Source organism: Micromonospora sp. NPDC047465, from assembly GCF_040643125.1.
Lineage (GTDB): Bacteria > Actinomycetota > Actinomycetes > Mycobacteriales > Micromonosporaceae > Micromonospora.
This window is the reverse complement of record NZ_JBEYTP010000036.1, coordinates 23796-35708: the sequence shown is the minus strand read 5'-3', so window position 1 is coordinate 35708 and position 11913 is coordinate 23796. Positions and strand designations below refer to the sequence as shown.

General features: G+C 72.9%; 11 protein-coding genes and 1 riboswitch. Of the genes, 5 read left to right on the top strand and 6 right to left on the bottom strand.

Annotated elements, in window-relative coordinates; translation table 11 throughout:
* Positions 1 to 49: 49 nt before the first annotated feature.
* A complete protein-coding gene (locus tag ABZ793_RS26440; protein ID WP_357461907.1) occupies positions 50 to 250 on the top strand; it encodes a DUF5999 family protein in 201 nt (66 codons plus the stop codon).
* 125 nt (positions 251 to 375) lie between these two features.
* Here ABZ793_RS26440 and gcvP read toward each other — a convergent pair whose 3' ends face one another.
* The gene (gene gcvP / locus ABZ793_RS26435) at positions 376 to 3198 is read right to left on the bottom strand and encodes an aminomethyl-transferring glycine dehydrogenase (protein WP_357461906.1); all 2823 of its coding nucleotides are present in this window, start codon (positions 3196 to 3198) and stop codon (positions 376 to 378) included.
* A gap of 74 nt (positions 3199 to 3272) precedes the next feature.
* A riboswitch (glycine riboswitch) is annotated at positions 3273 to 3372 on the bottom strand.
* A 91-nt stretch (positions 3373 to 3463) separates the two neighbouring features.
* Between gcvP and ABZ793_RS26430 the strand changes: the two genes are divergently transcribed.
* Positions 3464 to 3808 (top strand): nuclear transport factor 2 family protein, encoded by a 345-nt coding sequence (locus ABZ793_RS26430; RefSeq protein WP_357461905.1) that lies wholly within the window; start codon positions 3464 to 3466, stop codon positions 3806 to 3808.
* A gap of 17 nt (positions 3809 to 3825) precedes the next feature.
* Here ABZ793_RS26430 and ABZ793_RS26425 read toward each other — a convergent pair whose 3' ends face one another.
* Complete coding sequence (locus ABZ793_RS26425) at positions 3826 to 4854, bottom strand: hypothetical protein (RefSeq protein ID WP_357461904.1); 1029 nt, start codon at positions 4852 to 4854, stop codon at positions 3826 to 3828.
* Positions 4855 to 5048: 194 nt separating this feature from the next.
* Between ABZ793_RS26425 and ABZ793_RS26420 the strand changes: the two genes are divergently transcribed.
* Together ABZ793_RS26420 and ABZ793_RS26415 are read left to right on the top strand one after the other, a co-directional pair.
* The gene (locus tag ABZ793_RS26420) at positions 5049 to 6173 is read left to right on the top strand and encodes a histidine kinase (RefSeq protein ID WP_357461903.1); all 1125 of its coding nucleotides are present in this window, start codon (positions 5049 to 5051) and stop codon (positions 6171 to 6173) included.
* Positions 6170 to 6838: a response regulator transcription factor gene (locus ABZ793_RS26415; protein WP_357461902.1), complete on the top strand. Its 669-nt coding sequence runs from the start codon at positions 6170 to 6172 to the stop codon at positions 6836 to 6838. The genes ABZ793_RS26420 and ABZ793_RS26415 overlap by 4 nt, the downstream gene beginning before the upstream one ends.
* 108 nt (positions 6839 to 6946) lie before the next feature.
* On the opposite strand, the gene ABZ793_RS26410 is transcribed toward ABZ793_RS26415, so the two are convergent.
* Complete coding sequence (locus tag ABZ793_RS26410; RefSeq protein ID WP_357461901.1) at positions 6947 to 7834, bottom strand: NAD-dependent protein deacetylase; 888 nt, start codon at positions 7832 to 7834, stop codon at positions 6947 to 6949.
* 88 nt (positions 7835 to 7922) lie between these two features.
* Here ABZ793_RS26410 and ABZ793_RS26405 point away from each other — a divergent pair, with 88 nt between their 5' ends.
* Entirely contained in the window at positions 7923 to 8582 is a 660-nt protein-coding gene (locus ABZ793_RS26405; protein WP_357461900.1) for an NAD(P)H-binding protein, read from the top strand.
* An 89-nt stretch (positions 8583 to 8671) separates the two neighbouring features.
* Here ABZ793_RS26405 and ABZ793_RS26400 read toward each other — a convergent pair whose 3' ends face one another.
* Genes ABZ793_RS26400 through ABZ793_RS26390 form a run of 3 tightly spaced genes read right to left on the bottom strand, consistent with a single transcriptional unit; the run spans position 8672 to position 11685 of the window.
* Positions 8672 to 9301 (bottom strand): hypothetical protein, encoded by a 630-nt coding sequence (locus ABZ793_RS26400; protein WP_357461899.1) that lies wholly within the window; start codon positions 9299 to 9301, stop codon positions 8672 to 8674.
* On the bottom strand, positions 9298 to 10527 hold the full coding sequence (locus tag ABZ793_RS26395) for a globin domain-containing protein (protein ID WP_357461898.1): 1230 nt from the start codon (positions 10525 to 10527) through the stop codon (positions 9298 to 9300). The genes ABZ793_RS26400 and ABZ793_RS26395 overlap by 4 nt, the downstream gene beginning before the upstream one ends.
* Positions 10528 to 10530: 3 nt before the next feature.
* Positions 10531 to 11685 carry a nitric oxide synthase oxygenase gene (locus ABZ793_RS26390; protein ID WP_357461897.1) on the bottom strand — a complete coding sequence of 385 codons (1155 nt, stop codon included), beginning with the start codon at positions 11683 to 11685 and terminating at the stop codon, positions 10531 to 10533.
* Between the last annotated feature and the right edge of the window lie 228 nt (positions 11686 to 11913).

Sequence of the window (11913 nt, the reverse complement as noted above, 5' to 3'; positions counted from 1 at the left end):
ACTGGTCATGTGAACCATGACACAGTGCCCCCACAGTCCGGAGATCCCGATGTGCCAGCACCAACCCACCTGCCCCTCCGCCGAAGCGACCGACCGGGAAGCCGCCCGCGTCCTCGCCTGCTTCCCTGAGCAGGGCTGGAGCCTGCTCTGCAACGGTGTCATCGTTTTCGAGGACACCGGCGAACTGCTCCCCGACGGCAGGACCATCGCCCCGCACCGCGGCCCGGCCCGACACGCCCTCGCCGCCTGACCTGTCACTCTCCGTCACGCAGTCTTGTGGCGTCGACCCAGGCTAGTCCCCCGGTCGGGACCGCCGCGGCCCAGGTCGACGCATCCGCCGGGGCGGCACCTCGACCGCCCCGGCGCGCCGCGACCTCAGCTCTCGAACGCTTCCGGTGACGGGCAGGAACACACCAGGTTCCGGTCGCCGTACGCGCCGTCGATGCGCCGCACCGGCGGCCAGTACTTCCCGGCCCGGTCCACCCCGGCCGGGTACGCCCCCACCGACCGCGGGTACGCGTGCGGCCACTCGTCCCCGGCCACCATCGCCGCCGTGTGCGGCGCGTTCGCCAGGGGGTTGTCGCCCGCCGGCCACTCCCCGGCACCCACCTTGTCGATCTCCGCCCGGATGGCGATCATCGCGTCGCAGAACCGGTCCAGCTCGGCCAGGTCCTCGCTCTCGGTCGGCTCCACCATCAGCGTCCCCGCCACCGGGAACGACATCGTCGGCGCGTGGAACCCGTAGTCGATCAGCCGCTTCGCCACGTCGTCGACGCTCACCCCGGTCGCCTTCGTCAGCGGCCGCAGGTCGAGGATGCACTCGTGCGCCACCAGGCCCTTGTTGCCGGCGTACAGCACCGGGAAGTGCCCGCGCAGCCGCGCCGCCACGTAGTTCGCCGCCAGCACCGCCACCCCGGTCGCCCGGGCCAGCCCCGCCGCGCCCATCATCCGCAGGTACGCCCACGGGATCGGCAGGATCCCCGCCGACCCGTACCGCGCCGCCGAGATCGCGGGCCGGCCGTCGACGTGCGCGCCCAGCGGGTCGCCCGGCAGGAACGGCGCCAGGTGCGCCCGCACCGCCACCGGCCCCACCCCGGGACCACCGCCGCCGTGCGGGATGCAGAACGTCTTGTGCAGGTTCAGGTGCGACACGTCCGCCCCGAACCGGCCCGGCTTGGCGAACCCGACCAACGCGTTGAGGTTCGCCCCGTCGACGTACACCTGACCGCCGGCGTCGTGGACCTTCGCGCACAGCGACGCGATGCCCGTCTCGTACACCCCGTGCGTCGACGGGTACGTGACCATGATCGCGGCGAGGGCGTCGCGGTGCTTGTCGATCTTCGCGTCGAGGTCGACCAGGTCGACGTTGCCGCCGTCGTCGCAGCCCACCACGACGACCCGCATCCCGGCCATCACCGCGCTGGCCGCGTTCGTGCCGTGCGCCGACGACGGAATCAGGCACACGTCCCGGTGGCCCTCCCCCCGGCTGCGGTGCCAGGCCCGGATGGCCAGCAGACCCGCCAGCTCACCCTGCGAGCCGGCGTTGGGCTGCACGCTGACCGCGTCGTAGCCGGTCACCTCCGCCAGCCACGCCTCCAGCTGGGCGATCATCTCCCGGTAGCCGGCCGTCTGCGCCTGCGGCGCGAACGGGTGCACGTGCGCGAACTCCGGCCAGCTCACCGGCTCCATCTCGGTGGTGGCGTTGAGCTTCATCGTGCACGACCCGAGCGGGATCATCCCCCGGTCCAGGGCGTAGTCGAAGTCCGACAGGCGCCGCAGGTAACGCAGCATCGCCGTCTCGGAGTGGTGGCTGCGGAACACCGGGTGGGTCAGGAAGTCCGACGTGCGGGCCAGCGCCTCGGGCAGCCGCGAGTCGGTCTCCCCGTGGGCACGCGGCACCCCGAACGCGTCGCACACCGCGTCCAGGTGCGCGTGGGTGGTGGTCTCGTCGCAGGAGATCCCCACCCGGTCCGCGTCGACCAGCCGCAGGTTGACCCCCCGCTCGGCGGCCGCCGCGACGACCTGGGCGGCCCGGCCGGGCACGACCGCGGTGACCGTGTCGAAGAACGCGACGTCGGTGACCTCGACGCCGCCGGTGCGCAGCGCGCCCGCCAACCGCGCCGCCCAGGAGTGCGTACGCGCCGCGATCGCGCGCAGCCCCTCCGGGCCGTGGTACACGGCATACATGCCGGCCATCACGGCGAGGAGCACCTGCGCGGTGCAGATGTTGCTGGTCGCCTTCTCCCGCCGGATGTGCTGCTCGCGGGTCTGCAACGCCAGCCGGTACGCCGGGTTGCCGTCCGCGTCGCGGGACACCCCGACCAGCCGGCCGGGCAGCATCCGCTCGAGGCCCGCCCGCACGGCCAGGTAGCCGGCGTGCGGCCCACCGAAGCCCATCGGCACGCCGAACCGCTGGGTGGTGCCGGCGGCGATGTCGGCGCCGATCTCCCCCGGCGGGCGCAGCAGCGTCAGGGCCAGCAGGTCCGCCGCCACGGTGACCAGCGCGCCGGCCGCGTGCGCCGCCTCGACCAGGCCCGCCTGGTCGCGCACCGCCCCGGACGCCCCCGGGTACTGCAGGTGCAGACCGAAGAAGTCCGCCGGCAGCTCCTCGCGCTCGACGTCGAGCACCCGCACGTCGATGCCGAGCGGCTCGGCCCGGCTGGTGATCACCGCGATGGTCTGCGGCAGGGTGTCGGCGTCGACGACGTACACCGGACTCCTGCTCTTCGACGCGCGGCGGGCGAGAGTCATCGCCTCCGCCGCCGCGGTGCCCTCGTCGAGCATCGACGCGTTCGCGGTGGCCAGCCCCGTCAGGTCCGTGACCATCGTCTGGAAGTTCAGCAGCGCCTCCAGCCGGCCCTGGCTGATCTCCGGCTGGTACGGCGTGTACGCCGTGTACCAGGCCGGGTTCTCCAGCACGTTGCGGCGGATCACCGCCGGGGTGTGCGTACCGTGGTAGCCCAGGCCGATCATGGACACGGCCACGGTGTTGCGGGCGGCGAGGGCCCGCAGCTCGGCGAGCGCGTCGTGCTCGGTGGCCGGCTCCGGCAGGTCCAGGGTGCCGTGCCAGCGGATCACCTCGGGGATCGCCGCGTCCATCAGCTCTTCGATCGAGCCGTAGCCGACGGCCTCCAGCATCCGGCGCTCGTCGGCCGGATCCGGGCCGATGTGGCGGGCGGCGAACTGCTCTGCGGTCATGGGTGGCGCTCCCCTGAGGCGAGGTCGACAGGTCGGCCTCCCCCTCTGTCACGCCCGCACAGCGCTCCACAGTGCCTGCCCACGAGGTCCTTTTGCCTGAGAGGTTCCGGGGAGGATTTGCCCCTTCGGCGCCGCCCGAGGTGCTGTCTGGGCGGTCTCTCCCACGTGGGTGGTACCGGCATGGTCAACGCTACCAGCGCCCCGTCGGCCGATGGATGTCGTACCCCCACGGCATGATCACGGTGAGCTGTGGAGGTGTGACTTGGTGCCCGAGCCCGCGACCCACCCGGAGGACCTCGGCCGGTTCTTCGTCGCCCGCGCCAACGCCGGCGACGTCGACGGCCTGGTCGCCCTCTACGAGCCCGACGCGGTCCTGGACACCCCCGCCGGCCCGGCCACCGGCACGCAGGCCATCCGCGCCGCGTTCACCCGGCTGCTCGCCGACCGGCCCACCTTCGTCCCCGGCGAGGCGCGACCCACCCTGCGCGCCGGCGACCTGGCGTTGACCTCCACCCGGCTCGACGACGGCAGCGTCACCGTCGAGGTGGCCCGCCGCCAGCCCGACGGCATCTGGCGGTGGGTCATCGACCAGCCCCGCGCCGCCGGCTGACCAGGCAACCGCGGTCGTCAGCGGTCGAGGACCGGGTCACCCACAGGAAGTGCTGCCGCACGAGACCCGACGGCAGCACCAGGTCGACGTGCGCGCCGGGCGTCCAGGTCGGCCGCGCCGGCCGCCGTGAGGTCCGGTACGACGGTGCCGTCGGCGATCGGCTGGACGGCACCCACCGTCACCGCGGTCTGCGCGGGCTGCCCTGTCGGGTTCTCCCTGCGCCCCCAGCGTGTCCTGCCGCCGGGCTTGAAGACGGACAGGATCGTCGCGGTCCAGAGCAGGGCGAGGAACAGCGCCATGGCGCCGACCAGCAGGATCCCGGTCCGGCCGGGCTCGGCGGCGGAGTCCTTGGTGCGCGCCGCCAGTTCGTCGATCCACGGGCCCTCGAACGTGGCGAGGACCGGAAGGCTGAGCGCGATGATCAACTTGGCCAGGACCCACCGGTGCTTGATCAGCCCCCAAGGCGTGCCGAGCGACACCACCGCGCCGGTGATGATCGCCAGGAAGACGCTCGGGATCGCCAGGACGACGTTGAACGTGCCCATGAGCACGTAGGCGCCATGCCGTACCTCGTGCCGGTCCGTGGTCACCCCCACGACGGACAGGGCGAGCATCCCGAGGGAGACGCCCAACCAGCCCACGCCGATACCGATGTGCAGCGTCAGCCACACCTTGCGAGACGTCCGCCCGAGCCGCGGGAAGCGCGGTCTCAGCCCGACCGTGATCATCGTCGACAGCAGCATGCCCAGCCACGGCATCTGGTGGGCGAGCAGGAACAGGAACTGCGCGGGGATGAACAGCAGGTGGAAGACGATCAGGAGCCGCCGGGCGCGCGCGGCGGTCGCGGCGCGGCGCAGCGCGAACCAGCTCCCGAAGGAGAGCACCGCGGCAACCGCGTACCCGACCGTCCCGGCGGTCTGGAACAGGGGGTGATGAGCGTCCTGCCGCAGCGCGACCAGGGCCCCCGCGACGAGCGCGAAGATCCCGAAGGCGAACTGCAGGTTCGTGGGGCTGAGCCACCGGCCAAGCCGTCCGTGGAAGACCATGTGACCAGCGTCGCCAACGGTGCCGTGCCGAGGCGTCGGCCGATCCGGCAAAGTCGATCAATGGATCGGCGGTGTTTCGCCGGCGTGGCGTACAACTTTCTGCTGACGCGCACACCGGTGCCGGCGCCTAGCCTGTGAGCACGATGAATACGCGCGACCCGCACCCGGCGACGCCCTGGTACCGCCGCCGCCCCGTGACCGATACGGCAGTGGCGCTCCTCGTCGCGGTGCTCACGGCGACCGGCGAGTTCGGCACCAACGACTTCTTCGGCCCGACGCTCGCCGGACTCGACGACCGCATCCCGCCGCCGTGGCTCGGCGTCCCGCTCGCCGTCGGAGCGGGGCTGCTGACCAGGTGGCGGCGCAGGCTGCCGGTGATCCTGCTGGCGGGATCACTGCTGGCCAACGCTCTCGTGTCGGCCCACGCGGCCGTCGTGGTCGCGTTGTACACGCTGGGTGAGCGCAGCACCGCGTGGCCCAGGGTCGCCGCCGCCACGCTGGCGTCCACCGTTCTGGTGGGCGTGCCGATCTGGCGGCACGCCGGCGCCGACGGCGCGCTTCCGATCAGCATGGCGGTGTGTGTCGCGCCGGTGCTCCTGGGCATGTACGTCGGCACCCGGCACGAGCTGGTGCAACGCATCCGGGAGCGGACGGAACGCCTCGAACGCGAGCAGCAGCAGCGCATCGCCCGGGCCCGAAGCGACGAACGGGCCCACATCGCCCGTGACATGCACGACGTGGTCACCCACCGGGTCTCGCTGATGGTGCTGCAGGCCACAGCCCTGCAGGTCGCCAACGGCGAGGACGCGGTCGCCATCGGACAACAGATCGGAGCGACCGGGCGCGAAGCGCTCGCCGAACTCCGCGCCCTGGTGGCGGTCCTGCGCAACGACGACGACACCCCGCTCACCCCACAGCCGGGTCTGGCCGACCTGGACGTCCTGATCGAGGAGTCCCGGCGCATCGGCATCCCCGTGACTCTCGACGTGGCGAACCCGACCGGGCAGCGGCCCCCGCTGCTCGTGGAACACACGGCCTACCGATTCGTCCAGGAGGCGCTCACCAACGTGCACAGGCACGCGCCGGGAGCACCGACCCGCGTACGCATCCAGCAGACCGCGCACCTGCTGCGACTGTCGGTCCGCAACGGCCGGGGGCGGCCGGTCACGGATGCGTCGCTGCCGGCCGGCGGCCACGGGTTGCTCGGGCTCGCAGAGCGGGTACGGCTCGTCGGCGGCGAGTTCACCGCGGGCCCCACCTGCGACGGCGGCTTCGAGGTGACCGCCGAGGTGCCGACCTGCCGAAGCGAGCAGCGATGACGACTCCCACCGCCCCGATCAGAACCCTGATCGTCGACGACGAGTGGATGGTGCGTTCGATGCTGCGCACCATCCTGGAGGCGGCACCTGACATCACGGTGACGGGCGAGGCGTCCGACGGCGTCGAGGCCGTCGACGTCGCACAGACGCTGCGGCCCGACGTCGTCCTCATGGACATCCGGATGCCACGAGGCGACGGGCTGACCGCGACCGAGCGGATGGCACGGCTCGACCCGCCGCCACACGTCGTCGTGCTCACCACGTTCGACCTCGACGAGTACGTGCATACCGCACTCCGCAACGGCGCTGTCGGGTTCCTGCTGAAGGACGCGTCGGCCGGCGACCTGCTCGCCGCGGTCCGCAGTGCGGCGCGCGGCGACGCGATGATCTCCCCACGCGTCACCCGCAGACTGCTGCGCACGTTCGCCGGGCCGGCACCGGCCCGGCGCAGCGGCGCCGAGCGGCGGCTCACCGTGCTCACGGACAAGGAACGAGAGGTGTTGGTCGCCGTCGGCGGCGGTCTGTCGAACATCGAGATCGCCGCCACGCTCTACATGAGCGAGGCGACGGCGAAGACCCACGTCAGCCGGATCCTCACGAAGCTGGGCCTCACCAACCGGGTGCAGGCGGCGATCCTCGCCCACCAAGCCGGCCTGCTCGACTGATCCCCGGTCGTCCCACCAGACGCGCTCCCGCACCCGTTGCCCGCCGGGCACCGCGACGCCGGGCGCGTAGCCGCAGCGCCCGTCGCCGTCACCGGGGGCACGCGCCGGCTACCGCACTGCGGTCAACCCGGTCGGCGCCACGCCCACGCCCCCGTCACCGGCAGCCGGCGCCCCCACCGTCCGATCGGCCAGCGCCGGCAGCAACCGGCCCAGCGGCGCGTCGAGGGTCAACGCCGCATACCCGTCGCCCCGCGTCGGCCCCTGGTTGACGATCACCACCGGGATGCCCAGCTTCGCCGCCCGCAACACGAACCGGCGACCCGACATCACCGTCAACGACGACCCCAGCACCAGCAGCAGCCGCGCCCGCTGCACCATGTCGAAACAGCGGGCCACCCGCGGCGCCGGCACCGTCTCGCCGAAGAACACCACGTCGGGCTTGAGCACCCCGGCACCGCAGAACGTGCAGTCGACCGTCCGGAACTCCGCCACCTCGTCGTCGGCGAGATCCACGTCACCGTCCGGGTTGACCGCCGAGACCCGCGCGTCGAACCCCGGGTTCGCCTCCCGCAGCCGCCGGTCCAACTCCTCCCGGGACGTCTGGTTGCCGCACCCCAGGCACACCACCTCGTCGAGACGACCGTGCAACTCCACCACCCGCGGGCTGCCCGCCGCCGTGTGCAACCCGTCGACGTTCTGCGTGATCACCCCGTCGACCAGGCCGCCGCGCTGCAACCGGGCCACCGCCCGGTGCCCGTCGTTCGGGGCCGCCCGCGCGATCACCCGCCACCCCAGGTGGCTGCGCGCCCAGTAACGCCGCCGCGCCTGCGCGTCGCGGGTGAACACCTGATAGGTCATCGGGGTGTGCCGACGGGCCGCCCCGCTGGGCCCCCGGTAGTCCGGGATGCCCGACTCGGTCGACAGGCCCGCCCCGCTCAACACCACGACACCACCGCCCGCCACCAGGCCGGCCAGCGCGTCGATCGTCTCCGTCACCCGTCCATGCTGCCTCAGCGACCCGCGCCCCGGCGAACACCCCGCGACCCCGCCACGGTGTGCCGGAGCGGCGACTAGGTTGGCAGATATGCGCGTCGTCATCGCCGGAGGCCACGGCAAGATCGCCAAACTGACCCACCGGGAACTCGCCGGGCGCGGCGACACCGCCGTCGGCCTGATCCGCAACCCCGACCACGCCGCCGCGCTGACCGCCGCCGGCGCCCACCCCGTCGTCGCCGACCTCGAACACGTCGGCGTCGAGGACCTCGCCGGCCACCTCGCCGGCGCCGACGCGGTGGTCTTCGCCGCCGGCGCCGGCCCCGGCAGCGGCGCCGCCCGCAAGGACACCGTCGACCGGGCCGCCGCCGTGCTGCTCGCCGACGCCGCCGAACGCGCCGGCGTCCGCCGCTACCTGCTGGTCTCCTCGATGGGCGTGGACGGCGAGCCGCCCGCCGGCACCGACGAGGTGTTCGCGGCGTACCTGCGGGCGAAGAAAGCCGCCGAGGACGACGTGACCGGCCGCGACCTCGACTGGACCGTGCTGCGGCCCGGCCGGCTCACCGACGACCCACCCAGTGGACGGATCACCCTGGCCCGGCACGTGCCCCCGGGCGCGGTCACCCGCGCCGACGTCGCCCGCGTGCTGCTCGCCCTGCTCTACGAGCCCCGCACCGCCGGGCAGATCCTGGAGCTGGTCGGCGGGGAAACCACGATCGCCGACGCCGTCGCCTCCGTCGCCGCCGGCTGACCGGCCCCAAGGTCCCCGCCGGACGCCGCCGGAATCGGGCGGCGCCCACCACGCCTTGTCCGGCACCCCCGGCGCGGCGTCCCACGGGGTCAGCCGTCGAGCACCGCCCGCAGCCGCGCACTGGCCGCCCCGGCGGCGTAGGCGTCGGCCCGCAACTGCTCCGACTGCGCCGACAGGTGCTCCTGCCACTGGCTCAGCTGCTGCTGCGCCGTCGCCACCGCCGCCACCAGCGCCGCGTGCCGGCCCTCCAGCTCCCGCACCTGCCGCCGCAGGTCCTCACCCCGAGGCTCCCCCTGAGGGGAAAGAGACCCCGCCCGGCGGTGCGCCTCGGCGAGGATCTCGTCGGCCTGTCGCCGGGCGTCGGCGATGATCTCCGCGCCCTCCGTGCTGGCCTCGCTGATCGTCCGGTTCGCCTCGTCCTGCGCCCGTACCGCCAACTCGACCACCAGCGGATCCGGACCCTGCGGGGCGGTGCTGGGCAGCGCGCCGTGACGCAGCATCTCCACCTGCCGCACCAGCCCGTCGTTCTCCCGCCGCAGCCGATCCACCTCACCGTCGAGCAACGCCATCCGCTCGTCGACCGACCGGGCCAGGCCGGCGACCTCGTCGGCGGACAGCCACTGGCTGCCCCGGAAACGGCGGGCCTCCAGCGCGCCCAACGCCCGGGTCAGCTCCCCGGTCGGGGCGGCGGAGACCCGGTCGCCACTATCGATGCTCATCGGACACCCGTCCAACTGAAGTCCCGCGGCGCGGCGGCCGCCGCACTCGCGAGAGGTGGATAAAGAGACTGGTCGTAACTCTCGACCAGGATCCTCTCCGGCGGCACACCGGACACCGTCAGGGCGGTGATCGTCTCCCGGGTCATCTCCGGACTGCCGCAGACCAGCACCTCGGTGTCCCGCCACGGACCCAACCGCACCGCGGTCTGACCGGCCGTACCCACCTCACCCTGCCACTGCCAGCCGCTCTCCACCGTCGGCACGTACCGCAACCAGCCGCCGCCCGCACCGGAGCGCCACGACCCCGCCGGCGGCGTCGCCGCCAACTCCCGCAACGCCCGGTCGTCGTACAGGTCGTCGGGAGTCTTACCGCCCACCACCAGCGTCGTCGCACGCCCCGACCCCTGCTGCAACGCCTCCGCCACCGCCCGCAACGGCGCCAACCCGGTGCCGCCCGCCACCAGCAGCAACGGCAACTGCGACCGGTCGTACGACGACAACGCCACCCCCACCGGCAACCCCAACAACAACTGGTCGCCCTCGCGTAGCTTCCGCACCAGATGCGTGGAGAAGCGACCCGCCGCCCGGACATGGAACTCGATCGTCCCGTCGGCGCGCGGCGCGTTCGCCGGCGACAGGTACCGCCACATGCGCAACTGCGGCACCTGCACCGGCAGCGACTGCCCCGGCAGGTAGTCGCACAGGTAGTTCGGGCGGACCGTGAACACGCACACGTCGGCGCGGCGCCGCTGCACCCACTGCACCTCCGCCTCCCAGTACGGCGGCGACGTCCGCTCCGCCTCCGCCGCCCCCGTCAGCATCAACCGCGCCACCAGCTCGTACGCCGCGGCCCACTCCGCGCGCAGAGCCGGCGTCCACCGTGGCCCGAGGAAGCGTTCCAGCGTCGCCAGCAACGCCTGCCCGACCCAGATGTAGTGCCACTCCGCCAACGGCACCGGCCGACCCTGCTGGTCCTCGCCGCGGAACCGCCGGTGGTCGGCCCCCAACCGCTGCGCGAACGCCGTCAACTCCCGCTCGTCGTCGACGTGGGTGATGATGTGCCCCAAGGCCGAGAGCAATTTGTCCTGCTGGTACTGCATGTTCGTCGGGAACATCGTGCGGGCCTCGGGCGCGATCACGAACAACGTGGCGTAGAAGTACTTCGCCGCCTCCGGACCAGCCACGCAGAACTGCGCCCAACTCTGGCGTAACGCCGCGACGTCCATGCCTCAGCCCTCCTGCCGGCGGGCGGCGTCGTGACGCTCCCGCAGGGTCAGCCCCACCACGCCCGACGCCCCGTACGCGCGGTCGCCCTGCCACAGGTTCGGATCCGGCACCCGGGTGTCGTAGTAGCGGTGGTGCACCGCGTGCAACGCCGCCCACCCCACACTGCCGTTGAGCCACGACCAGTCACCGTGCACCGGCCGGCCCGCCCGCTCCTCCTGCGCGCAGAACTTCATGAACAGCTCCGACTCGGTGTGCGGATCGGACACCCGCACCCCCGCCGCCCGGAACGAGTGCAACACCGCCTGGTTGATCACCAACACGGCGTGCTCCCGCCACAGGGTGTCCTCCCGCGAGGTGTCCAACCCCAACCCCCGCGCCACCGGCAGCAACTGGTCATACCGGTCCCGGTCAGCCATGTTCCGGGTGCCGATCTCGTCACCGAGGTAGTGCCCGTTGAACGGGGCACAGCTGTAGTCCACCCCACCGACCCGCAGGCGCATGTTGCTGATCACCGGCAGGGCGTGCCAGCGCAGCCTCAACTCCTCGAACCACGGGTACGCCGGATGCGTCAGGGCAACCTCGCGGACGAGGTCCCGCGGCACCTCCACCAGCGTCGGATCCTCGTACGCCGTCTCGATCACCCACGGCAGCAGGTCGAACCGTCCCGGCACCGCCGGCGGACGCCACCCCAGACGCCGCGCCGCGTCCGTCATCGCCACCTGCGCCGGATCACCCAGCACCGACCCGTCGTCCATCCGATGACCGCAGTAGCGGATCAACTGGTCGTTCCAGATCCGCGCCCGCGGACCCACCCCGGGCCGGTCCGGCGCGAACACCGTCATCACCGACTGGATCCGCCCACCGTTGTCAGCCACCGAAAGGTGCTGCGCCAACTCCTGCGCGATCCCCGTCACCGTCGTCACGTCACGCCGGTCCCGGACCCTCAACCCGGCCCACCGGACCCGCCCCACACAGCGCACCGACTGCCGCCACGCCACCTTCGCCCCGTACGCCAGCTCCTCGGAGGTGTGCCGGTACGTGCCGGTCAGCGCGATCTCCTCCCGCACCTCCGCGATCCGCGCGGCCACGTCCGGCAGCCGCCGCTCCGCGTGGTAGAGACGCAGGAACTCGACGGCCTCCGCCGCCACGTCCTCCATCGCAGGCGCCTGCGGCCGGGGAGCATGCGCCACCGGGCAGCCCGACCCCTCGCCGTCCACGACACGCCCGCCGGCATCCACCAACACCGCGGCGGCATGATAGTCAGTCTGCACTTTGTTCAAATCCGATCGTCGGGCAGGCGCGGTCGTCGCCTTCTGCGTCGTCCCCCGGCACGGTTTCACCGACCCGCCACCGCGCATGTCACGGACAGTGACATGCGCGCGGCA